19 protein-coding genes, 1 tRNA gene and 4 pseudogenes are annotated in these 24,642 nt (G+C 60.0%); 10 read left to right on the top strand and 14 right to left on the bottom strand.

Annotated elements, in window-relative coordinates:
• Nucleotides 1-116: 116 nt before the first annotated feature.
• Nucleotides 117-263: pseudogene (locus tag NKH99_RS14910) on the top strand (IS5/IS1182 family transposase); the annotation flags it as partial.
• A gap of 460 nt (nucleotides 264-723) precedes the next feature.
• On the opposite strand, the gene NKH99_RS14905 reads toward NKH99_RS14910, so the two are convergent.
• Both NKH99_RS14905 and NKH99_RS14900 read right to left on the bottom strand, forming a co-directional pair.
• On the bottom strand, nucleotides 724-1,152 hold the full coding sequence (locus NKH99_RS14905) for a type II toxin-antitoxin system VapC family toxin (protein WP_352871685.1): 429 nt from the start codon (nucleotides 1,150-1,152) through the stop codon (nucleotides 724-726).
• Nucleotides 1,152-1,733, bottom strand: coding sequence for a type II toxin-antitoxin system VapB family antitoxin (locus tag NKH99_RS14900; protein ID WP_353014484.1), 582 nt, complete (start codon nucleotides 1,731-1,733; stop codon nucleotides 1,152-1,154). The genes NKH99_RS14905 and NKH99_RS14900 overlap by 1 nt, the downstream gene beginning before the upstream one ends.
• A gap of 55 nt (nucleotides 1,734-1,788) precedes the next feature.
• On the opposite strand from NKH99_RS14900, the gene NKH99_RS14895 reads away from it, so the two are divergent.
• The gene (locus NKH99_RS14895) at nucleotides 1,789-2,037 is read left to right on the top strand and encodes a hypothetical protein (protein ID WP_353014483.1); all 249 of its coding nucleotides are present in this window, start codon (nucleotides 1,789-1,791) and stop codon (nucleotides 2,035-2,037) included.
• Between the two features lie 99 nt (nucleotides 2,038-2,136).
• Here NKH99_RS14895 and NKH99_RS14890 read toward each other — a convergent pair whose 3' ends face one another.
• The 4 genes from NKH99_RS14890 to NKH99_RS14875 form a co-directional block, all read right to left on the bottom strand.
• Nucleotides 2,137-4,107, bottom strand: a complete 1,971-nt coding sequence (locus NKH99_RS14890) for a CHASE2 domain-containing protein (protein ID WP_353014661.1) — start codon at nucleotides 4,105-4,107, stop codon at nucleotides 2,137-2,139.
• A 90-nt stretch (nucleotides 4,108-4,197) separates the two neighbouring features.
• Complete coding sequence (locus NKH99_RS14885) at nucleotides 4,198-5,022, bottom strand: FecR family protein (protein WP_353014481.1); 825 nt, start codon at nucleotides 5,020-5,022, stop codon at nucleotides 4,198-4,200.
• Nucleotides 5,019-6,293: a tetratricopeptide repeat protein gene (locus NKH99_RS14880; RefSeq protein WP_353014480.1), complete on the bottom strand. Its 1,275-nt coding sequence runs from the start codon at nucleotides 6,291-6,293 to the stop codon at nucleotides 5,019-5,021. Before NKH99_RS14880 ends, NKH99_RS14885 begins: the two co-directional genes overlap by 4 nt.
• A 486-nt stretch (nucleotides 6,294-6,779) precedes the next feature.
• A complete protein-coding gene (locus tag NKH99_RS14875) occupies nucleotides 6,780-7,967 on the bottom strand; it encodes a magnesium transporter (RefSeq protein ID WP_352686937.1) in 1,188 nt (395 codons plus the stop codon).
• 423 nt (nucleotides 7,968-8,390) lie between these two features.
• Here NKH99_RS14875 and NKH99_RS14870 point away from each other — a divergent pair, with 423 nt between their 5' ends.
• The 3 genes and pseudogenes from NKH99_RS14870 to NKH99_RS14860 form a co-directional block, all read left to right on the top strand.
• Nucleotides 8,391-8,768 carry a hypothetical protein gene (locus tag NKH99_RS14870; protein WP_353014479.1) on the top strand — a complete coding sequence of 126 codons (378 nt, stop codon included), beginning with the start codon at nucleotides 8,391-8,393 and terminating at the stop codon, nucleotides 8,766-8,768.
• A 103-nt stretch (nucleotides 8,769-8,871) separates the two neighbouring features.
• Nucleotides 8,872-9,103: pseudogene (locus NKH99_RS14865) on the top strand (IS110 family transposase); the annotation flags it as partial.
• Nucleotides 9,089-9,529 (top strand): annotated as a pseudogene (locus NKH99_RS14860) (sugar phosphate isomerase/epimerase family protein); the annotation flags it as partial. The pseudogenes NKH99_RS14865 and NKH99_RS14860, both read left to right, overlap by 15 nt.
• 233 nt (nucleotides 9,530-9,762) lie before the next feature.
• Here the strand turns inward: NKH99_RS14860 and NKH99_RS14855 are convergent.
• The gene (locus tag NKH99_RS14855) at nucleotides 9,763-10,017 is read right to left on the bottom strand and encodes a helix-turn-helix domain-containing protein (protein ID WP_352456073.1); all 255 of its coding nucleotides are present in this window, start codon (nucleotides 10,015-10,017) and stop codon (nucleotides 9,763-9,765) included.
• Nucleotides 10,018-10,158: 141 nt separating this feature from the next.
• Here NKH99_RS14855 and NKH99_RS14850 point away from each other — a divergent pair, with 141 nt between their 5' ends.
• Nucleotides 10,159-10,845: a hypothetical protein gene (locus NKH99_RS14850; RefSeq protein ID WP_353014477.1), complete on the top strand. Its 687-nt coding sequence runs from the start codon at nucleotides 10,159-10,161 to the stop codon at nucleotides 10,843-10,845.
• Complete coding sequence (locus NKH99_RS14845) at nucleotides 10,832-11,116, top strand: DUF2274 domain-containing protein (RefSeq protein WP_502900051.1); 285 nt, start codon at nucleotides 10,832-10,834, stop codon at nucleotides 11,114-11,116. The genes NKH99_RS14850 and NKH99_RS14845 overlap by 14 nt, the downstream gene beginning before the upstream one ends.
• Here the strand turns inward: NKH99_RS14845 and NKH99_RS14840 are convergent.
• The 3 genes from NKH99_RS14840 to NKH99_RS14830 all read right to left on the bottom strand — a co-directional run bounded on the left by NKH99_RS14840 (nucleotide 11,082) and on the right by NKH99_RS14830 (nucleotide 17,026).
• Entirely contained in the window at nucleotides 11,082-11,969 is an 888-nt protein-coding gene (locus tag NKH99_RS14840; RefSeq protein ID WP_353014476.1) for a LysR family transcriptional regulator, read from the bottom strand. The genes NKH99_RS14845 and NKH99_RS14840 overlap by 35 nt on opposite strands.
• Nucleotides 11,970-12,432: 463 nt before the next feature.
• A complete protein-coding gene (locus NKH99_RS14835) occupies nucleotides 12,433-14,367 on the bottom strand; it encodes a calcium-binding protein (protein WP_353014475.1) in 1,935 nt (644 codons plus the stop codon).
• 1,948 nt (nucleotides 14,368-16,315) lie between these two features.
• Nucleotides 16,316-17,026: a GDSL-type esterase/lipase family protein gene (locus tag NKH99_RS14830; RefSeq protein ID WP_353014474.1), complete on the bottom strand. Its 711-nt coding sequence runs from the start codon at nucleotides 17,024-17,026 to the stop codon at nucleotides 16,316-16,318.
• A gap of 135 nt (nucleotides 17,027-17,161) precedes the next feature.
• On the opposite strand from NKH99_RS14830, the gene NKH99_RS14825 reads away from it, so the two are divergent.
• Nucleotides 17,162-17,416, top strand: a complete 255-nt coding sequence (locus NKH99_RS14825; RefSeq protein ID WP_353014473.1) for a hypothetical protein — start codon at nucleotides 17,162-17,164, stop codon at nucleotides 17,414-17,416.
• Nucleotides 17,417-17,494: 78 nt separating this feature from the next.
• Here the strand turns inward: NKH99_RS14825 and NKH99_RS14820 are convergent, their stop codons facing one another.
• The 4 genes and pseudogenes from NKH99_RS14820 to NKH99_RS14805 all read right to left on the bottom strand — a co-directional run.
• A complete protein-coding gene (locus NKH99_RS14820) occupies nucleotides 17,495-18,442 on the bottom strand; it encodes a hypothetical protein (protein WP_353014472.1) in 948 nt (315 codons plus the stop codon).
• Between the two features lie 604 nt (nucleotides 18,443-19,046).
• On the bottom strand, nucleotides 19,047-19,415 hold the full coding sequence (locus NKH99_RS14815; protein WP_353014471.1) for a VanZ family protein: 369 nt from the start codon (nucleotides 19,413-19,415) through the stop codon (nucleotides 19,047-19,049).
• Nucleotides 19,416-19,887: 472 nt separating this feature from the next.
• A tRNA-Gln gene (locus tag NKH99_RS14810) sits at nucleotides 19,888-19,962 on the bottom strand.
• Between the two features lie 126 nt (nucleotides 19,963-20,088).
• Nucleotides 20,089-20,430 (bottom strand): annotated as a pseudogene (locus NKH99_RS14805) (VOC family protein); the annotation flags it as partial.
• Between the two features lie 186 nt (nucleotides 20,431-20,616).
• Here NKH99_RS14805 and ppdK point away from each other — a divergent pair.
• Both ppdK and NKH99_RS14795 read left to right on the top strand, forming a co-directional pair.
• Nucleotides 20,617-23,295: a pyruvate, phosphate dikinase gene (gene ppdK / locus NKH99_RS14800; protein ID WP_353014469.1), complete on the top strand. Its 2,679-nt coding sequence runs from the start codon at nucleotides 20,617-20,619 to the stop codon at nucleotides 23,293-23,295.
• 135 nt (nucleotides 23,296-23,430) lie between these two features.
• Nucleotides 23,431-24,534, top strand: coding sequence for a glycosyltransferase family 9 protein (locus tag NKH99_RS14795; protein WP_353014468.1), 1,104 nt, complete (start codon nucleotides 23,431-23,433; stop codon nucleotides 24,532-24,534).
• Nucleotides 24,535-24,642 lie beyond the last annotated feature (108 nt).

Below are 24,642 nucleotides of genomic sequence, written 5' to 3'. Positions count from 1 at the left end.
TCACAGCTGCGGACGGATGCCGCGCAGTTTGTGGCCAGCGAGATACCCTCCAATCAGTTCCGCATACGGACGAAGAAGCACAGCTTTGGATAGTGAAGGGAATGACCGCTCAACGCGTCACCCTGGACGTCGAGGCGACCCGCGCGATCTGGCAGGCTGAGGTGGGAACCGCGCGCACCAGGATTGACAGGACCGCGGACCGCTTCGGCCTGAAGCCGGAGTATCTGGCCGCCGACAGCGCCTATGGATCGGCGGCGAACCTCAGGCGCGACGAGTTCCTCCTCGCCGCTACCACTGTTCACCCTGAGCCGAGAAGGTCGCAATCGGCTGGAGAACCGACCCGCAGTTTTGGACAGCTCGATCAGCCGACGTCAGCCGTCTGGTTTGAGCGGTTCGTGCTCAATTACCTGGACAATGTCGGTAAGCTCGATTTCCGGTAATGCTCGCGCATCCCACGCAGCATCATGTCATCCGGCCACTCGGCCGATTTCTGAGACAGGCAGCTCCGATGCAAGCTGAATATCCGCGCATTTTAAGACGTTAACGACAGCGGATTTTGCTCGCGTCATCATCGCAGACATACCGCATCGGACCGGGAACGATGCGGACCTCGCGAGACCGGATGGTCGACGTCTTTCATCGCTCATAATCAGCGGGAATAGACGGCTTACGACACCGAGCGTCTGCATGGCTCTCGCGCCGCGATGCAAGGCCCGGAAAGCCCTACGCCAGATCAGTTTGTGAAAAGTCATTGCCCTTGTAAAGCAGGGCAAGCCGATGAGCCTTCGCGCAGGCGTAGGCAAAACAATCGCCGAAATTGAGATCGGCTTTGTTCCCGACTGCTTTGCCGTATTTCATGCTGGCTTCGATCGCCCGGTCGCCGATGTCGCCGGATATCGTGATTTCCTTGCCGGCGATCTCGATCAAAAAGGCGTCGACGGTATCACGGGCTTGCGCCAGCATGTTGGCCGTGGGCTTGGCGTTCTTTTTGATGGCTTCGGCCGACGCTCGCGCGAGTCCCTGGACTGCCTCGAACCGGACGAGCGGGGAGATATACAGCGGCTTGGTCGCGGCCGCGAGCCGCTTTTCCAGTTCTTCCGCGCCAGGTTCCTCGTTCAGGATGGCAACGATCACCGAGGCATCGACGAACATCAGTCGTCGCTCCACATTTGGTCGGTGAATTTCTTCATATCGAAATCAGGGTTGGCTGGCCCGATCCGCCGCGCCATTTCCTTGACTTTGGCAAGTCTCTCGCGCAGCGGGACGCTGCCGCGGTTGCGCTCGATCTCGTGGCGCAAGGCGGTTCTGACGGCCTCGGTCTTGCTGCGCGCCTTGGTAATCTGCTGCAGCTCGACGGCCATGGCATCGACGTCGGGATCGCGAATGAAGAGCGGCATTTGTATATCCTGTGAGTGATATATGTATATCATATCGGAGATATACTCGCCAGCGAATTCGCGAGCGGCGGTTTTGATAAGGAGGGGAGGGAGGAATCCAGCTCGCGAAAATCCGTCGGGAGGGTCGGTTCTGGTGCTCAGTCCTTGGAATTGCTCGGCGTCTGAAACACGTCGCTCCGGCCATGTCACTGTCAACGCCCACATGCCCAAGGCGCATCGACGCTGCGTGCGCCGACGCATGCGCATCCCAACATCCGCGGCGACCGATTGATGTCGATAGACCGCCCACGCGCCCGACGAGGCCAGCGCCAGCTGCATCAGGTTCATAACGGCCATAATCCCGGCCCAGCGAACTCTCTCGTTAGGGCAGCTCGGGGAGTGCTACGGCTGGATGCTCTTGGGAACATCCCGAGCGCATGATCCGGCGGCGAGGATAAACAATCTGAACCACGCGCTGCCTCCACATGATGGCGCCGGCGAACTCAACGAAGCCGTGCTGCCATTCGTGGTGAACAGGATAACACGGCCTATCTTCTCGCTCGAAAATTCGGCGGCCTCGACAATCATTGCCGGGGTTACCTCGACGGATCCCTTCGCCGTCTATCCCGGTCTCATCGGCTGTCGCGCCGATTCGGATTGACAGCCACCCGCAATTAAAGGGCCGTTTGATGACACCTAGGCCTCCCCAGCAGTATTAGTTCACAAAGCAGGTCGGCACCCCGCGATCCGCTGGATCCGGTCAGCGTGTGCTTCGGGTTCGGGGTGCAAGATCAGGCGGTGCCATTTGCACGGATGGCGGCGAACCAACCACCACGGCAGGGGCGCCAGATTGCTCACCACGTTGGCTCTCCACTTCGCGGCTCATACCTTGGTGAGCAGCTTGCATCTCCGGAACGGTGAAAACCGGCACCTCGCCCTTGAAACCCTGGAGTTCAAAGGCGCCCGCCTGGACGACCGGCATCGGCGCTCCTGCCGCAAAGCCGGGACCAAGCACCAGGGGGATGCCCAGCTTCTTGGTCGTCGACTCGAGCCGAGCCGTGCGGTTCACCGGAGAGCCGATCGCGGTGTAATCGAAACGCCGTTCGGAGCCGAAATTGCCTACCGAGCAAATGCCCGTCTCGATGGCGACGCCGATTGCGATGGAGGGGTGGCCGTCCGCGCTGAAGGCGGCGTCTTCACGCTTCACCCGTTCGATCAGGGCAAGGCCCGCGTCGAGCGCGCGCTCGCGATGGTCCGGCTGATCAAGCGGCGCGTTCCAAAAAGCGAGCACCGCGTCGCCCATGAACTTGTCGATGGTGCCGTCGCGCTTGAGGATCTCATCGGTCGCAATGCCGAGGAAGTGGTTGACCACCTTTGCGATTTCCTGGGTGTCGAGTTGTTCGCTCATCGTCGTGAAGCCGCGTATGTCGCTGAGCAGGATCGTGATCTCGCGCTTCTCGCCGGACAGGATCGCTTCGGTGTCTGAGCTTGCGAGGCGCTGCACCACGGAAGGCGACAGATACTGGGCGAACTGCCGTGCCAGAGTGGAGCGGCGCTGCTCGCTGCGCCTGTAGAGAACATAGCCTTCGAAGCCGGCTACCAGGATCGTCGCAAGCGCCGGCTGCAGCGGGTCATAGAGTGCACCCTGGAGGCTGTATTCGAGAGCGCCGAACACGAACGGCGTGACGGCAAGCAGCACGAGAGCCAGGGCACCAAGCACGACACGCCCGGCGAGCACTCCGGAAAGTCCGATGAAGATGACGGCACTGAGGACAAACCAGAGCCGCTCCACCGTGCGCGCATGCGTTGGCTCTGCAAGGTAGTGCCCGGCAAGCAACTGGGCGATTGCATCGGCGTGGATGTCCGCACCTGGTCGCGCTGGACGCGTCGGGGTGGGCAGGTACTGCGTCAGTCCCACGGCCGACAGATCGACAATGGCGATGACGTCCCGCAGCCGCGGATCACTGCCGCCCGAAAGGATAGTGCTGGCAGATATACGGGGCGTATCCGTGGCGGTTTCCCAGAGGCGGATGCTCCCCTCCGGCTCGAGCGGCACGATGGCGCCGGCCATCCTGAGTGCGTCGAACCCGGCCGCATTCATCCGGGCTATGTAGCCGTCCTGCCCGGCGTAAAGGCGCAGAAGCTCGAGCGCGAAGGACGGCCACAGCTGCACGCCTTGAGCGGTATTGCGAAGCCACAGCAGCGGCACATGGCGCAGTACGCCGTCGGGATCGGGCAAGGTGCGAATTACGCCGAGGCCCGCGGCGGCGTTGGAGAATTCGGCAAGCGAGCCGGTCAGGCCGGTGAAGCCGGGAAGTGTGTCGGGTACCTGTCCGACGATCGACCAGCCGGCTTTGGGCCCTGCTTCTGAAACCGTCGCCTCATTGCCCAGGCTGACAGCAAGCGCCGTTCGATTTTTGGCCAGCGCCGCTGCCAGGCGCTTGTCTCCGGCGATGCCCTCAGGCGAGGTGTCGGCCTCGGGCAGCACCAGCGCAAGCCCGATGACCGCGGAGCCGGACTTGGTGATGCCATCGACCAGATCGGCCAAGAGGCCCCGGTTCCAGGGCCATCGCCCATGTGCCTTGAGGCTGGCGTCGTCTATCGAGACAATCACGACAGGATTGCTCGTCGCCTGGCGCGGAGCGAGAAACTGGTAGAAGTCGTACGTCCGCTCACGCAGGCGCGACAGCGGCCCGTCGAAAGCCAAATGGCAAGCGAGCAGCAGGAGCACGACCAAAAGGCCGGATATCTTACTCCTGGCAGCTTGCCGCCAATCAGCCCAGCGCCAACCGACCAAGAGGCTCATGTCGTACGGCCAGGCCTATTCACAGTAGTAGCAGCAACCCTCACCCTCACACTCGCCCTTATTCACGCCGCCGCCCACGGGTGGCGTTGGGGTGTCGGGGAACTCCATGACCACTCCTGGCAATGCGCCGTCGGTGGAGTCGCAGATTTTGAGCGAGCCGCCGAGTGCCGACGCACAAAGTGCGCTTACGTCCAATCCCGGACCCGGTGCGCCTGGCAGGCCGGTGCCGGCAATCCGGTCGATGCTGTCCAATATCGGGAAGGTGTCGATTCCGCCGTAGCCGGTCAGCAGCTTGCCATCTTCCGAGGTGCAGGCGTAGCCCGGGTTTGTGATGACCAGCCGTTTGCCATTGATCGTGCAGGTCATGCGGCCGGCGCGCAGAATGCCCACGGTCTGGCCGGCTGCCACCAGCACTTCGATGATGCCGCCTCTCGCCCCGAGCACCATATGCGGCGTCGCAACCTGCATGACGCCGCCTTTCGAAACCTGGCCGCCATAGAAACGGGCCAGGCCGCTGTTCATCCCGATGTCGATCTTTCCCGATCCGGAGCCCGGATTGTAGACGAACTCGTCGATCGTCAGGCTGGTGTTCGGACCAATCTTGGCGCTCGATTCGTCCCGGAACACCAGCATTCCAAGACCAGTGGGATTGCTGCGTAGCTGGTCACCGAGTTCGACGCCGGCCCCCACGTTCATTGTCCCGCCGTTGTTGCGGACGATGTTGGTCTGGTAGGCCGTCATCGACCCGACCGTCTCAGCGGCGGATGGTGCCGCAAAGGCAAGGCAGGCGATAAAAATGGCGATCTGACGGTACGGGGTCCTCATCGCGGCCTCTTTCAATTGAGCGTCAACGTATAGCTCATGAGCATTTCGAACGATTTTCGGTCGCGGTTGGCGATGTCGAAGTTGGTTTCGCGATAGGCGAGATCGACACTGATCTTCTGCGCCTCCGTCAGCTGAAAATCGCTTTCCGAGGCAATGCGCCAGAAGTCGCTCTTGATATTTGTGCCGATGCCGACGGACAGATCGGGAGTGTTGCTGTGGCCGGCCGAAAAAGCGATCTGATGCGACCATGCGAAAAGATCCGGTACGTTCATCAACAGGCCGCCATAGCGGACCTCGCCCGTGTAGCTGTGGCCGATTTCGCCAGATCCGGAGGCGAAGTCATTCGAGCCGACCAGCCGCAGTCCGAGCGCCTGGCCATTGCGGAAGCGGTAGCTGCCGCCCGCCTCATAGAAAACCCTGCTATCGGCGAAAATGCCTTGCGAGGCGCTTAGATCGATGTAGCCGCCGCCTGCGAAAAGCGTCGTTTCGACCGTCGGGCGCACAAGAAAGCGCCCACTGACGCCGATGCCGGTCTCGTGGATATCGCTGTCGAAACGATCCGTAACTGTGAACGCCGAAAGCAGCAGGCGCAGCGAATCGATCCCACTGTTCGGCAGCCCCTTGTCCCAGGTGATTGCGGCGTTGCCGTGGATGAAGGTCTCCTCGCTACCCGGAACCGACAGGTCTTCCGTGAAAAAGCGCTGTGTCGCGGTCAATGAGCCTGAAAGGACGAGAGCGTCGGCGCTTGGCGTGCCGAGGTCCCACCGGACAAAGCCTTCCGCCCGCCCATAGGGCGAGACGAAGCTGTCGTCGTCCTGCGCCCCGCCGGGCTCAAAATCGGTAAATGCGCTGAACACGCCGCCGGTCAGGGCGAGTTCCCAGGTGACGCCACGCAACGCGCGCTCGATGCGGGCGAGCAGGCGAACGGCTTCCTGTTGCTCACTTGCGCTCAGACCGCCGACTTCGATGCCGTACTGCACCTGCCGCCGGGCCAATTCATAGGAGCCGACATGATAGTACAATCGGCTGGCCGCCAGTCGGGCGCGCGCATCGCGGGGATATTTGATCAGATACTGCTCGATTGAGGAGATCGCCTGATCGTATTGTCCCGCGTTGACGGCAACCGTGACGAATTGAGCGAGCGTTCCATTGTCGGCCGGACTGGCGATGCGGGCCGAAAACGCATCGTCATATGTCGTAAAAAGACCTTGTGCGCTGGCCGGCAATACGCCGGCACAAAGCAGCGCTGCGGCGAAGCCGAAGATCGTTCGAAACGAAGATTGCATGCCGAGAACCCACCCCAAACCCGACTAGTGCGAAGGATTTAGCACGACTCCAAGAAAAAGGCGACTGAACTGTCATCAGACCATGCGAGTCTCAGCAGCTGTTGCAGCGGCGCAACAAACTATCGGGTTTATTCGTATTTCGGTTGCGCTGGTTGTCAAAACATCTTCTCAGCGTTGCTGTACATAATGAAGTATTCGGCACCAGTGGCAACTAACTCAAATCCTCATCAGTGGCGGATCGCGCAGCCGACAAGATTAATATTGTTTGCGCGATTCTGCGCGTATCCGGTCACCGAATGAGGCTTCAAGGTCGCCTACGGCTCCTCCAAAGGTGTTCCGTCGCGTTGCGCAAGGGGTCGGAGAGCTGCCGGAAGGTGCTTCTCACGACGCGTGCGCGATGCGGCCTGGCTCTTGCTATTTCGTTGACCGCGACCAGGTCAGCTTGTCGCCCCCGACTTCCAGGGACGCGTCACCGGACGGGTCTTGCTACAGCACGAGCATGGTGGCCAGTCCCAGCATCAGGCCCATGCCTACAATATCGGTTACGGTGGTGAGGAAGATCGCCGAAGCGACCGCCGGATCGGCGCCGACCCGGCGCAGGCCCAGCGGGATCAGCACGCCGGAGATTCCGGACATGAGGCACGATCCGGACATGGCAAGCAGGATCACAAGTGCCAGCATGGGTGCCTGGGCCGCCGACTCCGGTTGCCGCGAGGCGTAGAACCACATCGCCGCAGCCGCAACAAGGCCGACGAGCACGCCGTTGGCGATTCCGAGCGCGCCCTCCCTCATCACCAGGTGCAGCTTCGGTCGTTTGTCCACATCCCCCAGGGCAAGGCCACGCAGCGTCATAGCCAGTGCCTGGCAGCCGGTGTTTCCGCTCTGCCCGGCCAAGACCGGGAGGAACGCCGCCAGGGCGACGATCTTCTCGATCGTGCCTGTGAATGAACTGACCACGAAAGCGGCCATGAAGGCCGTCAGCAGGTTCAGCTGCAGCCACGGATGACGCTTCAAGAAGGCTGAAAACAGCGGCGTAAAAGAACGCTCCTCCTTCTGGACACCCACCATCTGGCCAGACTGAGCGGAAATCTCGATGATTTGCTGCTCGAACAAGCGCCAGCCGCGAACCTGCCCGAGCAGCCGGTTCTCCGCGTCCACCACCGGATAGACAGGGTACTGACGGCGTACTGCTGCCTTGCAGGCGTCGCTCAAAGACAGACCGACATTAAGGGCGAACGGCCTGGGCAGCATGATCTGATCCACCGTCGCGTCCGCTTCGCTCAGCATCAGATCGCGCAGGACCACCAGGCCAACCAGTTTATTGCCCTCGTCCGTGACGTAGAGATAAGTGAGCTCGGTCGGCACCTTGGCGCGTCTGACCGCCTCCACTGCGGCGGCAACCGTCGTCGCGACAGGAACGCTGGCGGGAATCGGGTCCATCAGCTCGACGAGCGAGTCGGGGACCGCGAAATCCTTGCCACCGCCATGAGACCTGATGGGCCGCATATGCGGTGGCAAATGCTCGGCCACCTTACGGGCGTGCCCGTCCGGCAACAGCTTTAGTGTGTCGCGGATGAACTCGGGAGATTCTCGGGCCAGCAATTCAGCCGCGTCATCAGGTGCTCGAGCCCGCAGCGTGCGCACCAACTTCTGAACGTCGTTCTCTTCTTTCATTTGCTACGGCCCCCAAATTGCTAGAGTCATGCCTCTGACAGTATGACACGGATTGGATCGCTCCGTCTGGCGCGCAGTGGACCAAGCGCCTCGATCCCGAAATCTTCACCTCTCGGGCCCGAGTGGACCGAACCCAGATAGATCTGCGCCATTGCGTGGGTGCATACAGGCGGGCTGTAACGTCAGAGTGTCGCCGAGAATTTGACGTGTTGCGAACTTCACCGGTCTTCTGGGCTTTGCGAGCACGCCGACCAATGAACTTAAACCCGGAAATTCTGCAGAGGCAGGGTCTCCGGCGTTCGAATGATTGCCTCATCCGGCGCATCTTGCCAGTTTCACCAGGTATTGAGGCCACGGCCGGTTAAGATCTGCGACTGCTTGCACAGCAGGATGTGGAGCACGAGCTCCTTCGAGGACGATTTCATGACGGTCTTGCACCGAGGCAAAAACTTCGGCAAGTTCGTTGCGTCTTGGGATAGGGCAACAATGAAATTATCGTGCGTAGGCATGATGCCGGTCGCGGCAATGGTGATTTGCGCAAACTCGTTCACTCCAACCGCCGCCCGCGCTAACTCGGTTGCCTTCGATTATGGATATCAGATGGCGGCTTATTTGTTTTGCTCTCAATCGATCTATAACGACAGACGTTTTGGCGACTTTCTTGTTGAGGATAGGAAGTATGACAAAACGAAAGAGTACAATCGTGGCGTTGCCGCTCTGAAAGCCGCGCTCAAAGGCCCCCACCCTAGGAAAGTGTGCTTCGATGCCGCCCGCGCCAGCGGTTGGTGGACCGACCGCTGACGGCTTTCGAACTCGGTCTTTAGTTGGTTGCTTATCGGCTTCGGCTCCACCACCAATCGGCAGGCCGTCGAAGCGGTGCAACCATGCCTCGGCACGCTCGCTGTCGCGGCGCTGGCAATCCGGCTCCACGATTGTCCAGGGACGGATCTCGAAAGCCGACAACTCGGATGTGCGGTGTTTGCTCTGCGAGGCGGTATCGGGTCTGGTGATCCGCTTCAAGGGCGGGGACAAGGTCAAGAGCTGGGGTGAGGCGACCGCCAAACGCTCCTGCCACCGCAGAGCCAGTGTCGCGATGGCCCCGCAAGCTGGCGGTGATCATCATCGCCTTTGAGAGCCTCTTCGCCATGGAACCGGGTTAGTGCCGGCAGACCTCGGCCGAGATGGCGCAGACGGTGAAGGCGGTCGGCCATCCGAACTTCGTGGCGCTTATCGATTTCAGTCACGCCTATATTGCATCCACCCATCGCGGCCTGAACTTCTGCGAGCAACTGCGGGCCATGGCACCAGTGGCAGGGCACCTGCATGTCCATGACTCCTTCAGGCGCCCCCAGGGTTTCAACAGAACCTATCTCCCGCAGCAGGATGCAGCGCGAGGGATAGGCGACCTGCACATGCCTCTCGGCGGGGGCGATATCGAATAGGATGACATCTTCAGCGAACTGGCCTTCTTGCCGGGGACCGCCCTCATTATGGAAATCGGACCCCGTTATCGCAACGAGCAGCCCGATTGCCTGGCCCGGCAAAAAACCTCATCGGCTTGAACAACCGCGCTGAGCAGAGCGGCGGGGTAAAGGTCGAGTATCGCCCCCGCGGTGCTGCCAATGTCGGCCAGAGCTGCCGAAGTCGTGGCAGCAAGCCGTGCCGCATTGGCAAGATCGGCCGCAACGAGTCTTGTCGATCCTGTTTTTAATGAGATTGTAAGACGAGTGCGGCTGGCGGCCTACGATACAGTCGCGGGATCCTTCCGCATTTCGGTTTGCTCGCTGCCGTTAGGTCATTTACTTTCGAGATGGCGTACCAGTCGTACGCCGGGCCCGCCACTGTTTTCTGGGATGAATTCGATACCGGCAACCTCCAACGCTTGGCGAATCGCTGCCATATTGTTCGGATGTGGAACCCGGGCGCCCCGCTCGAAATCAACCACCGTAGGCCGTGATACCTTGGCGGCGTCCGCCAGCTCGCGCTGACTTATCCCCAGCATCGCGCGAGCGCCCCGACACTGCGCGGCAGAAATTTTACTATAAGTCAAACGTTTATCTCTTGGGTTGACTTTTCACCGGTAGCTTGTCAAATTGGTCCGGTTATACGTGCGGCAAGTTCGCGGCCGAACAGGATGTTTGCACCATCCCGCCCGGCCTGACCGCAACCCAAGCTGATTGGAGCTCGGATCATGGCTGATTCCGACAATAACACGACTCTGCCTTACGTCACCCGCAGGCGAGTGCTTGCCGGAACAGTCGTGGCCACCACCGCGTGGACGCTCGAAGGCAACGCGTCCGCAAGCGGCGCAGGAAGCACGAACGTGCGTTCTGATCCTGCACTGGTGCTTTGGCGGGAATGGGAGAGAGTCCACAAACAGACCGAGCGGCTTTGCCGCAGGCAGCAGCGCCTGGAGACAAGGCTTGTCGAGAGCGTCGGCTTTCCCTGTGTGACCGTCCGCCTGGCCGAGGGTGAGCAGGTGACGGTCCATTCGATCGAGATGCTCAATGAAGTGCTCGGCAACGGGCCGGATACCGCCGCTCTCCGAGAGAAGGCCGAAACTGAGTTCGCAATGCATCAAGCACGCTGGGATGCGGCGGCCGAGGAGACAGGTTACACCGCTGCGCTCAGGGCCGAACGCGAGGCTTGCGATCAGGCGAAGGATCTTCTGGGAGCCTTTTCAACCACCCGCGCTACGACTCTTGCCGGTGTGGCGGGCAAGCTCGATGCCGTGTTGCGAGAGGGCGAAGCCTGGGAGGAATGCTCCGAGTTTCCATGGCCGCAACTCCGCTCAGCGCTCTGCGATCTGGTGCGCATCGCGGAAGGCTTTGGTGCTGACCGGGTGCGGCGCCGAAGGATCCGTCATGGACCAAGCTGAAACTATCCGCCATGACCGTCCGGTCAAGATCACGGTCGAACTGCCCGGCGCCGTTCATCGCGATCTCGTCGCCTATGCTGAATTGCTCGGCCGCGAGGCCGGACAGCTAGTCGCCGATCCGGCAGAGCTGATAGCGCCGATGCTTGACCCGGTTCATGAGAACCGACAAAGCCTTTGCCAGCACCCGAGGAAGCCTGAAGCCGGGATGTGTGTTCTAGGCGTATGTCGGACGGCCGTCAGAACGAATACCGATCACGCAGGAACGCGATGAAGATCGGCAGGGCAGGATTGGCGTTGTCCTGGCGCCAACGGGCAAAATTGCAGATCTGGATTGGCTTGCCCCCGATCCGCAGCTTGCGGCAGACGGCACCTTCAGGAACACTGTTGGCATCTCTGTCGTGGATTAGAGCAACTCCCAGACCGTTTCCGACGAGGCGCAGAAGGATGCCTGCACTGACGTGATGTTCAACGATTGCGGGAAGCTGCACGCCATTTTCAACAGCGTCGGCGAGCAGAACTGCTTCGCCCCTACGCACGAGCAGCGTCTCTTGGCCCAGCTCCGACCACTCGATCACGGGACGGCATGCGAGAGAATGACTTGAAGCAACAACGATGGCCAGAGCATCCTTCCACAACTTCAGTTCGAATGCGCCGCCATTGGATCGCGAGGAGGAGGTCACGGTGACGTCGACCTCGGTGCTGCCCAGAGCAACCCTAGCCTCGGGTTGAGACCCCTCTATCAAGCTGACGGTCACATTTGGATGACACTTCCCGAAATCGATAATCGCATCCAATACTCGCCCTGCGAGGACCATCCCGTTGGAGCAGATGGAAAGCCTTTGTTGTTCATCCTTGATGCCGGTCCTGGCCAGGATGAGAGTATTGTCCAGTTCGAGCAGCACCGAGCGCAGACGATCCAGGAAACGCTCGCCAGCCGGGGTTGGGCCAACACCGCGGGCATGGCGATGAAATATCCTCGTCCCGATCGCGTATTCGAGATCGCGTATGCGCCGGCTGAGCGCGGTGTGATCGATCCCAGCGCGCCGCGCCGCACGCAGAAAGCTGCCCTCCTCGGCGACCACAAGGGCATAATTGAGTGTCGCGAGTTGAATGGAGCTCCGCATCTCTGCTCAAGGTCAAGGAAGCGACAAATTGCAGACATTTGAGCGCTTTTGACGCCGGCGGGCTATCCCCAGATCTCAGTATTGACATTGAAGAGACCATCCAGGCCTCTTTTAAACAGGATCAGGAGGACAAGGACGCCAGAAGGCGTGCAGCAGGAGTTGCCGCGATAATCGGAACATGCTGCGCCGGAACGTGTGGGTTCCGCTCGTCGGGGAGGAGTCGCATAAGCCAATGAAGCGAGCTCGTTTGGCAGGCCATGCTCGCACCATACGGTACCATTCCATTTTTCGGGTGAGCCTTATCGAGGGCATGTCGCACTAGACACTAGACTAGCACCAGGAGGAGAGCACAACCCAGACTGGTCAGTTCGCTTGGAAAATCCGGTGCTTGAACAAGTCCGGTGCTTGAACAAAGATAAAGCGGCGGACCGTCTCGAATTGAAGGTCCGCCGTTCCGGGTCGTTCAGATCACAAGGAACGAACCTGCCGTAAGCGACAGACCTGGAGAGAGAGTGGCGAACTGTATTTGAGCTGCGCCGCCGATGCCGTCGCTGTCGAAAGAGAGCGCTCCGGTTGAGCTGTTGTAGATTATATGGTCGGAGCTGTCATGCGCAGCCGTGCCAGCAAAGAAAGCATCGGATGAAAGGCCACCCAATTTAAGCCCGGCAAAAACGGCGTCGTCGAGCTGGATCTTGTCCTGGAGCTTGTTGAAGTCGGTGACCTTGTCGATATTGCCGGCTCCAAGAGCGCTGTTGAACACGAAGGCATCATTGCCTCCGTTACCGGTCAAGATGTCGGCACCGCCGCCACCATTGATGATGTTCGCGCCGGCATTGCCTTGGATGGTTTGGGCAAAGGCGTTGCCGGTCAGGTTGATCGCAGACGTACCAGACGGGCTGGTGGTGGCGAGGAGCTCGATCTGCGAGCCGGCCAAAAGGGCATGGCTCACCGAGGCGAGCACTTTGTCGCTGCCGCCGCCCACTGCCTCGTAGACTTTGTCGCCGGCGTTGTCGACATAGTAGGTGTCATTGCCGCCATAGCCGACCATCTTGTCGGCGCCACCGCCGCCGTTGATGACGTTTGCGCCAGCATTGCCAAAAATGGCTTGGCCGAACGCATTGCCGGTTAGGTTTATTGCTGTCGTTAGCGTTGGATTGTTGGTGGCGAGGAGCTCAACCTCTGAGCCGGCCGAAAGGGCATGGCTGACAGCAGCGTAAATCCTGTCAACCCCACCGCTCACCGCTTCGACTACTTTGTCGCCGGCGTTGTCGATGTGGTACGTGTCGTTACCGCCATAGCCGGCCATGGTGTCGGCGCCGCCGCCGCCTCTAATGTAATTGGCGCCGGCATTGCCCTGGATGGTCTGGCTGAACTCGTTGCCGGTCAGGTTGATCGCCGTGGTGCCGGACGGGCTGTTGGTGGCGAGAAGCTCGATCTCCGATCCGGCCGCAAGCGCATGACTTACTGACGCGAGCACTTTGTCGGTACCGCCGCCTGCTGCCTCAATCTCCTTGTCGCGGACATCTTCGACATAATAGGTGTCATTGCCACCATAGCCGATCATCGTGTGGCCGCCGGCGCCGTGGAACACATCGTCGCCGCTGGTGCCATACAAGGTGTCGCTTGTGTCGACTGGAGGCGGTTCGGTCCCAGTCGTTGCGAGGTTGTGCTCCCGGAAAACGGCTTGTAGTTCCGGAGAGCTCTCTAATGCGGTGTCGCCGTTCTGCGTTCCCCATTTGTAGGTGTAGTCGAAGGCGGGTGACGGAACCAGCTTGGCCCAATGATCGATCATGGTTTGCATCTGTTCGGTGGTGGGCATGACCTGTCTGCCGCCATCGGAAGTCTCCCAATTGCCGCCGCCAAAGGCCTGGAAGACCGGAACGATGTTGCTGATCGGGATGCCCGACTTCACCGCTGCAGCCACGGCTCGGTCGATCATGTCGTAGTCGACCGTGTCCGTTCCCGTGCGCACCGGATAGGGGTCTATTCCAAAATAGTCGATATGCGTGTTGGCCGGATTGTAGGTGTTGGTAAAATCCGGATTGGTCGGGGATCCCATGTTCATCATGGTGATGAAGGTCTTGGCGCCTGGAAAATGCTCATGGATCCAGTCGGATTCCGCCTTCAGGTTCTCGGCGGTTGCATAGGTGCCCCACCTGCCCGTGGGATCGGGCTCGTCAACCAGATAGAACCCAAACACATTCGGATTGCCGAGGAAGGGGGTCATTTTCTCGATGAAGGACGCGGTTACGCCCTCATGCTCATTGAGATAGACCAGGCCTTTCATGCCATCCGGCAATGCGTCGACCAGCGAAACATACTGAACGTCAGCTAGATTGAAGCCGGCGGTTGCGATTTCGGTGGCAGAACCACCCGATGCATAGTGCAGAGTTGCCATCCATAATCCCTCATTTTGATTCGATAGCGCCCCGCGGATGTCTGCCTACTAGAAGGTGTATATTAGCGCCAAATCACATACCTGCACGCCCTGATAGAATGGTTGATCGGGGCAGGAATACCGCACTATTGCCCAAAATGTACGTCAAAAATACTGAGATCCGGACGGATAATATTCAATCGTGTTAGATTTAAATATTTGATCTGCGGGCATTTTACCAAGAAGTACGATACTGTAATTGTATTGTTCGGAAAATTAACGTATGATTGCATTTACGTGCTTAATTAACATGTGTGGAACTTTTAACGATAGCAAGATAACAAAATCTTCAGTTGGAGAAAACATGCAACTGTAGGTGAATTCATGAGAATGTGCGTTAGGACAATCACAACCTTATACTTATAATAGGCTCAAAATATGAAATAGTATTCTTCGCTACGGCCAAGCCATATAACTTCAAGCCAGTACTGTGTTCGAAATCAGACCAAGAGAACAGGCGCTAAGCTAGGATGCTAGCCAAACCATATTCTCTGCCCGCGGCACCAATTTGTTGTGGACAAATATGGGCAGGTGTCGCAGGTCGCCATAAACCTCCACCCAAAAGTAGCCAGGCGTTAGAAGTATCGCGGCGATCGTCGGGCGCGAAGCGCTATCGCCGCTTTGGCGGAAGCTCGATGCGGCGCAGGCGCTGGATATCCAGTGGTTCCGGCGCGGCCGCCTCGATGGCCATGGCAGACGCTACCCAGGCTCGGCCTGATGATGCACATGGCCGAGCAGGACTGCTCCAAGATCGAGCGCTTCGATGACGGCTCGCCTCGGGCGGGCAAGCTGACCGGGATCTACCGTTGGAGAGGCACATGAGCGTCCATGTCACCGCAGCCCCAATTGCCTTCCAGCCCGATCGCGCCCGCACCGAACTGACCGGCGTGGCCACGCTGAAAGGATGGCGATGGCGCTACCTGGCGCCACAAACCGGTGCTAGAGCGAACCCGCGTCGCACTTGGTCAAGGGCGACGGCATGCAGGTGGTGCCGCGCGCCCTGTGGCGCCGGGCGCGGCCGCATGCCGGCGCCCACGTCATCCGCGTAATTCCCGGCGGGAACTCGGTCAGGTCCGTCCTTCGGATACCGGTCTCTGTCGCGGCGATCGCCGTCGCCAGGTTCTTTTCTCTCCTGGCGCCACACCGCTGGGCTTGGAACAGCTCGCCCACCGCCGCAAAGATAGCTCTGACCGTCGGCCTGACCGCGCTCGCCGGCCTGCTGATCAACGGTTTGCTCCCGCTGCCCAGCCCGGAGAAACAGGAAAAACTCTTACGCCATAGCTGCTGGATGGGTACCCACCGGTTTGCGCCACCGTTTGGCGCGATGGCGTACATCGAGGTGGCGGCTTTACAGCCGCGCCTGTCGGCCGTCTTGCTGCACGTATGGGTCGCTGGAAACTGCCGAAGAGAAGCTCGGCGACACGCTGCTCACCAGATTCCACGAGGTCGAGATCGAGACGCGCTACGGCCATGCCGATGACGCATCGCTGACGCTCTATACCAACCAAGGTGCTCGAGGAGCGCATCGGCACCAATTTGTAACGGCCGTTGCAGGACCGGGGCGACGGCGAGATCATCAAGGGCGAGCCGGCCGAGCCTAAACCGGTCAGCCGCTTTACCGCCCGCGATACCGCCTGGTCGATTTCGATGGTGGTCGTTTCCCTCTCGCCTGATGAAGATCAAGGAGGAAGACGGCGACGAGCTATCTATGGAGATCGTGCTCAAGCGATGCCACCGGCTGGTCAGTACCGACGCCTGGACCGACCTGCCGAACCTGACCATCCGTGCAAAAAAGGTCGGCTTCTATCGGGCCGACCGCATCGAATACTCCGTGCGGGGCGCCTATGAGATCGAATACGAGCGGCTGATCCAGTCCGAGGCTGAGCACGTCATCGGTATCGTGGCGGGACTAGTCCAGGCCATCTGGCAATATCAGTTGACTGACCTCTCGCGCCCACAGTCGATATCCGTTCCCGTTCAAGTGAAGGCCATCAAGCGTGAAAACCGAGAGGAGTTGGTCGTTTGTGGCCAAGATCGCATTTAGGTCAAGAAACCGGCAGTTCGGGGCCTTGCTGCACAAGAACACAAGCCCTTTGTTCAAACGCCTGATCGCAGCATTGTTTTTGGTCTCGCTTGTTGTGAATAGGGTCGACTGGACGATCACCTCATTGACGGCCGCGAGCCGAGTGATGATCTTGCCATACGATGCCGCCACTTGTTCAGCGTCAGTGGATGCTCGGATATCGTTCACCCCGAGCATGATGAACACCATTCGGGGAGTGGCGGCAGTGATTTGATCGAGCCTCAGCAGGACGCCGTCGACACCGTCGCCAGATATGCCGCGATTGATGATCGACACCTCGGGAAATAGCTCTTGCCATTGGGCATTCTCAACAAGCGAGTCGCCGACCATAACGATATCGGCATGCCCCTCGAATTGCCGAAACTCATCGACCTTGGTTCGCCAATGATCATTTTCGGAGATGTCGGTTGATCGGAGCGAACTCACCAGCCCTCGAACAAAGGCGTATGCCGCATTGTTCTTGGATGAAGCGACGGCCAAGCCTGCCGCGAAGCCGGCAACAAGCAGGATCGACAGTACCCCGCCGAACTTTTTCACTCTGAACTTCCCCAAGCCCAGAGCGACAATGCAACTACAAATGGTTTAAAGTCAAATTCGGCATTAACCGACGTGACAGCTGCTCGGGTCAATTCCCGAGAAGGGGGCTTAGATTGGCGTCCGACCCGCTCGACAGTGCTGTTCGGCAGCGACCAGTTCGGCGATCGCAAGCAGGTTGCGGGCGCTGAAGGGCCGCTTCATCTTGTCGATCAATATCACCGCCGGAGACTAAATTTGGATTTTAAATACGTGCAAGCGTCGGCGGCGAGAGCGGCTACGGCAAGCGACAGAGGTCAGCTCGCCAGGGACCTGAACGCCACCTGCGCAGCGACAAAGATCTGCGGCACCTTTGGCAGCCATAGGCAGGTTGGCTTGCAGCTCGGCGCGTGATCATCGAGCACCGAAAAGGCATTTTCCTAAAGCCGCAAAGCCCAGGGACATGGCTCTCCTTTTCAAACTTGCACCGGGTCAATTCCCCTTCGATGGTGTCGATTGTGGTTCGATCTGTGGGAACACAACGGCTCGGCACTTCGCCATGGCTTTGGATAGCCCGATCTGTCCGACTTTGTTCAGGTGAATGACATCTCGATAGCCGGTTTCGGGGCTGATGAACTGGGCATCGTCAATGATCGACACCCCACTCGCGGCGGCTAGGTTTGCTCGGTAGCCTTGGCCGCGAACTCCCGACCTACGCTCCTGCCTGTCCGCGTGGGTGATTACACACACCGGCAGATCGAGATGCACCATGCGGGCTATGGCGGCGGTTGCGCTCCTAGCTGGTGGCAGGTCAATCTCCTTCGGTTCTTTGACGTTCCAAGGCAGATAGCGCGGGAGATAGCGAAAAGCGGCCTCTGAGAGCGCAAACCATGGCTTCGCGGTGGGGTGAGTTTCTGGGTCGAGTGCAGCAAACGTTGGCACGTCGCCGGCATCATGTGTCGACAGAACCACAATAAGCATGTCGGCATTGAACGTGCCGAAACGATTTATGTAGGCCTCCTCATTCTCCGGTCCCCAGCTGCCGGCAGAGGCGTTTAGATAGAGGGCCCCGTCGACTGAAAGGATGTCGGTCGCGAGGTCCGCCTGATCGGTCAGCGCACCGCCGTCGATAACTGAATCTCCGATGACCAAGGCCCTGAATTCGCCAGCTGGTTTTGTGATCGGGAAGTGCGCGCTGCGCATTCCGAGTTCATTGATCACTATATGGTTGCCGAAGCGATAGATGTCCTGGTTCGGTGCCCACATATATTCGATGGTCGAATGTGCGATGGAGAGCGGCGGGGTTCCCAGGCCGAGATAATACCGGCAGAACAGCTCGCCTCCGACAAATGCCCAGAAACAGACGCACAGGAGCGAGACCCAGACGATAAGCCAATCGGCCTGGCCGCCGACCACCGGTGGCTTGACGTTAATATTCATGTGCGAACCCCCGCCCGATGCAGCTATCTGTTTGTCGGTCGGGGCCTTGTTTGCTCGCTAGACCACCAGATCAAAATAAGACGTGCCGATCCTCATGACGGGAACACTTTTGTCCCGTTCACAAGTCCGCAGCTCTCGATAGGATTTGATCTTTAGCGTGCCGCCCGGCACGCGGATGCGCAAAGCCACAACATTTCCCCAGCCCCATCAGTTACGGCGCTCGCTTGACAGGAAAGTCAATGTGGCGAAGTCAACTATTTCTGGTCACCAGGGCCGCAGGCGGCCGAGCTCGTCTCATTGAGCGGTGATACCACGGCGGCAATCGACGGAGGGCTGGCTGCGTACAAGCCCCTTTTTCGGGTCGATTTTTCGGGGTCAAGGCAATTGCCCTAGATCCGGGAACAATTCAATATGAGCAAGGAACGCAACAAACAGACATGCTGCAAAGAACCCCGCTGCTACAAACGACATAGCCAGGGTAGACCCCAAGCGCCGCGCCGAAATGGCAGCGCGAACGAGAACAAGAACAGCTGGCACCGCGCCAATAAGAATAATTATGATCCCGATCATATCCCCTCTATTTGCTCCGTTCAGAGGACATTCCTCAAGCCGCCCGTCTAACAAGCGAATTGGCACAGCCGATGGCTGCCAGGGCGCACCCGATGCCGACGCAGTCAGCCGCCCAATCAAATCCATCGAGATCGCGCCCTATTAAGGGCGTACCCTGAAGGATTTCAATTGCAGCACCAACCAGAGCGAGGAGGATTACCACATTCATTTTGCGTTCCGGCCAACCGAGGCTTCCAACAACCATCAGCGCCGCGAACGCGATAGCGTGATTAACCTTGTCAAAATGGAAGCCTATATCCAAGCCGAACTCCTTGAGACGGAGAATTGGCAGAAGTGCAAGCACGACAACGGCAAGCAGAGTGACAAAAAAGCCTAGCTTTTCGGCGATCGGGTGTAATCTCATGCTGCTCCTACCATGTTTAGCAGGCCGAGCGCTCTAGGCAAACCACGGCTCCGAGGTCGCGAGGCGAGGCTCAAGCTTCTCCGACACGATCGCATCCGATTTGTCCAAAATCAACTGAAGTACATATTGAGCCGCCACATTCAATGTGCTTTGCGCTCCGCACGCTGCTTGCGCCCAATGTCGGCTTCAGCAATGCTGACGTTGGATTCGGCGGAAATGCCGGCGCACAGAGTGGTTTGGAGTGGGACGCGGTTCCCTGGCTGCCTCGGTAGCACCAACTTCGCGATTCCGAAAGTCGCCTTCGGATCAGAGGATTCAACTGTGGCGGGCGCTATCCCGTGTAACTTGCCTTGCCATATCGACTTGGAACAGAGTACCTTGCAGACCATCGACAACCCTTCGGCACGAGGTTGTCACCCATGTCTTAAGTACAATCTGTTACCCATGTCTCCGGGTTGGACACTTGTAGCGATGGCTGGGGCGCCAGGATTCGAACCTGGGAATGTCGGTACCAAAAACCGATGCCTTACCACTTGGCGACGCCCCAACAGCCGGAGCGTGCCCGCTGTGCGCGCGGCCTTATAGGACGAGCCGGGAGAAAGCTCAATGCCGACATATCGACTATGCGCGACGGACCCACCGTTTTTGCAATCGTCACTTTGATCGGACCCGATTCACTCCACACCGCCATTTCATTGCCGGCCGGATCGACGAAATGGAACCGCCTGCCGCCGGGGGAATGAAAAGATCTGCTTGCGATGGTGCCGCCGGCATTCTCGACGGCGCTCAACGTTTCCTCCAGTCTTTCCGAATAGAGCACTGGCAGCGGCTTGGCCGGCGCATCTTGGCCATCCGCCTGAAAACCGCCGTCCAGCCCTTCGGCAAAAGCTGAATGGGTCGGCCCGTAATCGGTGAACGACCATGAGAAGGCCGCGCTGTAGAAAGCCTTCGCGCTGTCCAGCGTTCCGCCCGGCGCCGGCATTTCCAGATAATCGAGCTTTCCGGTCATTCTCATCGCTCTGCCATTTGTTCTCGTTATGTTCTACAACAAAGCTTTCCAAAAACCAAGTCTTTTCGGCGCAGCTTTTCCTTAATCGATTGTAGAGGCCGGCCGGCCTGGTCGATGCCTTGCCTTTCGCACTGCAGCATCATATCGCTCGATTTGCCAATATTTCCAATCTCCTGCAACCGGGGAGCAAGCATGACCAAATGGGTCTACACCTTTGGCGATGGAGCGGCGGAAGGCCGTGCCGGCGACCGCAATCTGCTCGGCGGCAAGGGCGCCAATCTTGCCGAAATGTGCAGCCTGGGCCTGCCGGTGCCGCCGGGCTTCACCATCACTACCGAGGTCTGCAACGCCTACTACGCCAACGGCCACGCGTATCCGGCCTCGCTGGAAGCGGACGTTGCGATCGCCCTCGACCATATCGGCCGGCTGACCGGGCGCCGTTTCGGCGATCCGTCGAAACTGCTTTTGGTGTCGGTTCGCTCCGGTGCCCGCGCCTCCATGCCCGGCATGATGGACACCGTGCTCAATCTCGGCCTCAACGATGAGACGGTCGAGGCACTTGCCGCCGATTCAGGCGATGCGCGGTTCGCCTATGACAGCTACCGCCGTTTCATCCAGATGTATTCCGATGTCGTCATGGGCCTCGACCATGAGGTGTTCGAGGAAATCCTCGAAGACCAGAAGGGCGGCCTTGGCCATGATCTCGACACCGAACTGACGGCCATCGAATGGCAAGGCGTGATCGCGCTCTACAAGGCCAAGGTCGAGGAGGAGCTCGGCAAGCCGTTTCCGCAGGATCCGAGCGAGCAGCTCTGGGGCGCCATCGGCGCGGTGTTTTCCAGTTGGATGAACAACCGCGCCATCACCTACCGGCGCCTGCACGACATTCCCGAAAGCTGGGGCACGGCGGTTAACGTCCAGGCCATGGTCTTCGGCAATATGGGCGACACCTCGGCCACCGGCGTCGCCTTCACCCGCAATCCGTCGACCGGCGAAAAGCAGCTTTATGGCGAGTTCCTGGTCAATGCCCAGGGCGAGGATGTCGTTGCCGGCATCCGTACGCCGCAGAATATCACGGAGGCGGCGCGCATTGCCGCCGGCTCCGACAAGCCGTCGCTGCAGAAGCTGATGCCTGACGCCTTCCAGGCCTTCGTCAGCATCTCCGACCGCCTAGAGAAGCACTACCGCGACATGCAGGATCTCGAATTCACCATCGAGCGCGGCAAATTGTGGATGCTGCAGACCAGGTCAGGCAAACGCACCGCCAAGGCAGCGCTGAAGATTGCCGTCGACATGGCCAGGGACGGGCTGATCTCGAAGGAGGAGGCCGTCGCCCGCATTGATCCGGCCTCGCTCGACCAGTTGCTGCATCCCACAATCGATCCGAAGGCGGCGCGCGATATCATCGGCGTCGGCCTGCCGGCATCGCCGGGTGCTGCCACCGGCGAAATCGTGTTTTCCTCGAACGACGCCGAGGAGGCTAAGGCGCAAGGCCGCAAGGCGATCCTGGTGCGCATCGAGACCAGCCCCGAAGACATTCACGGCATGCATGCGGCGGAAGGCATCCTGACGACGCGCGGCGGCATGACCAGCCACGCCGCCGTTGTTGCGCGCGGCATGGGTAAGCCTTGCGTTTCGGGCGCAGGCTCGCTGCGCGTCGACTACAAGGCCGGCACGCTGATGGCGATGGGATCGACGTTCCGCAAGGGCGATATCATCACCATCGACGGCGGCAACGGCCAGGTGCTGAAAGGCGCGGTACCGATGCTGCAGCCCGAACTCTCGGGCGATTTCGCCGCCATCATGGAATGGGCCGACGGCGCGCGCCGCATGAAGGTGCGCACCAATGCCGAGACGCCGCTGGATGCGCGCATGGCGCGGTCCTTCGGCGCCGAAGGCATCGGTCTTTGCCGCACCGAACACATGTTCTTCGACGGCGATCGCATTATTGCCATGCGCGAGATGATCCTGGCCGATACGGAAAAGGACCGTCGAACGGCGCTGGCCAAGCTGTTGCCGATGCAGCGCTCGGATTTCCTCGAACTGTTCGAGATCATGGCCGGGCTGCCGGTCACGATCCGCCTGCTCGATCCGCCGCTGCACGAATTCCTGCCCAAGACCGAGGAGGAGGTGGCCGAGGTCGCCGCCGCCATGAATGTGTCGCCGGACAAGCTCCGGCGGCGCACCGAAGCGTTGCACGAGTTTAATCCGATGCTCGGCCATCGCGGCTGCCGGCTTGCCGTCTCATATCCCGAAATCGCCGAGATGCAGGCACGAGCCATTTTCGAGGCGGCCGTGGAGGCCGGCAGGAAGGCCGGCGCGCTGGTGGTCCCCGAAATCATGGTGCCGCTGGTCGGGCTGGTGAAGGAGCTCGACTTCGTCAAGGCACGCATCGACGCCGTCGCCAAAAGCGTGATGGACGAGACCGGTGTCGGGATCGACTATCTGACCGGCACGATGATCGAACTGCCGCGCGCCGCGATCCGCGCTCATGTCATTGCCGAGGCGGCCGAATTCTTCTCCTTCGGCACCAACGATCTGACCCAGACCACCTTCGGTATCTCGCGCGACGACGCGGCCTCGTTCCTCGAGACCTACCGGCAAAAAGGCATCATCGAGCAGGATCCGTTCGTGTCGCTCGACATAGAGGGCGTCGGCGAACTGGTGCGGATGGCGGCCGAAAAGGGCAGGGCGACGCGGCCCGACATCAAGCTCGGTATTTGCGGCGAGCATGGCGGCGACCCGGCCTCGATCCATTTCTGCGAAAAGGTCGGCCTCGACTACGTCTCGTGCTCGCCATACCGGGTGCCGATCGCCAGGCTGGCCGCCGCGCAAGCGGCGGTGCAGGCTGCAAAGAACGGCCGCGGATAGGAGTTGGAGTCCACCGGCATCTGACCTTACCGATTTGTAACCGAATTCACGCGAACGTGCGTCTGTCGGCTCCAAATCCCGACATCGTTTCTGCCCAGTTTCCGGCCCCCGAACCCGCCCCGGTGCCAGAAACAGATGTTACAGAACCCGCCCACGCACGTCCGCTCGATTCTCATCCTCCAGACGAAATTCATCGGCGATCTTGTCCTCGCTTCCGCGCTCGCCAGAAACCTGCGCCTCCAATATCCAAAGGCCAGGATCGTGTTCCTTTGCGAGGCGAACTTTGCCAGTTTCCTGTTGGCTCATGGCATCGCCTCGGACGTGGTGGCGTTCCGACGCGTACGGATGCGTGGCACCCCTGTGCAGCGTGGTCGCGAGCTTTACGCGACGGTGCGCGCTCTGCGCCGGTTCCGGTTTGACCTGACTATCGACCTGGCCGATTCCAAAACCTCACGCATCATCGTCAGGCTCGTCAACGCCAAGACCCGCGTCGGATATGATCCTCCCGAAAAACCGTTGCGCTGGCTGGAACGCCAGCCCGCCAACGTCCTGGCCAAGCCGTTTGGCTTTGGTGGCCAGCATTATCTCTACCGCTATCTTTCGCCGCTTGAGGCGCTTGGCGTGGAGTTGCGTGCGCCGGTCCCAACGATTGAGCCGCTGCCGCTGGAGACCGCCAGGGCATTGGCGCTTCTCGACCGGCATCATCTCCGGCGTAACGCCTTCATAGCCGTTCATGCAGGAGCGAGCTTCCGGGGGCGGCAATGGCAGCCGGAACGTTTTGCGCTGGCCATCGACGAGATCTCGCGGCAGACCGGGTTGGACTTCCTGCTTGTCGGCGGCCCCGATGAACGGGCATCGGCCGAGCGCATCGTCGCCAAGGCCGCTTCGCCGGTCGTCAACGTGGTCGGGGCGCTGTCACTGGCAACGCTGCTGGCGGTCCTCGGCCAGGCACGCCTGTTTCTGGGAAACGAGAGTGGCCCGATGCAGATGGCGGCGGCCGCGGGAACGCCGGTTGTCGGCCTGTTCGGCCTGACCGACCCGGCCGTCTGGGGGCCTGTCGGCGTGGCCAGTGTTACGCCGCGGCCCTCCATGCCTTGCGAGTGCATAGCCAGGGACCTGTGCCGCCGACCCGATCCGAGCAAGGCTTGCTGCGTCTGGCGACTTGAGGTCAAAGCGGTGGTCGACGCGGTGCTCGCGATCCTTTCACGTAAGGTTAAGGACGTGGAGCACGCGTTGTGACCTCGCGCTTGCCAAAGGTCAGGCCGGCGGTCAAATTGCCGCTGCCGACGCTTTTGCAGGGGCACCGTCCCGATTTCCGCCTTGATGCCGGTCTTGGGGTCGCCGCTT

Source organism: Mesorhizobium sp. M0854 (genome assembly GCF_040319815.1).
GTDB lineage: Bacteria > Pseudomonadota > Alphaproteobacteria > Rhizobiales > Rhizobiaceae > Mesorhizobium.
This window is presented reverse-complemented; position numbering and strand designations above follow the sequence as displayed.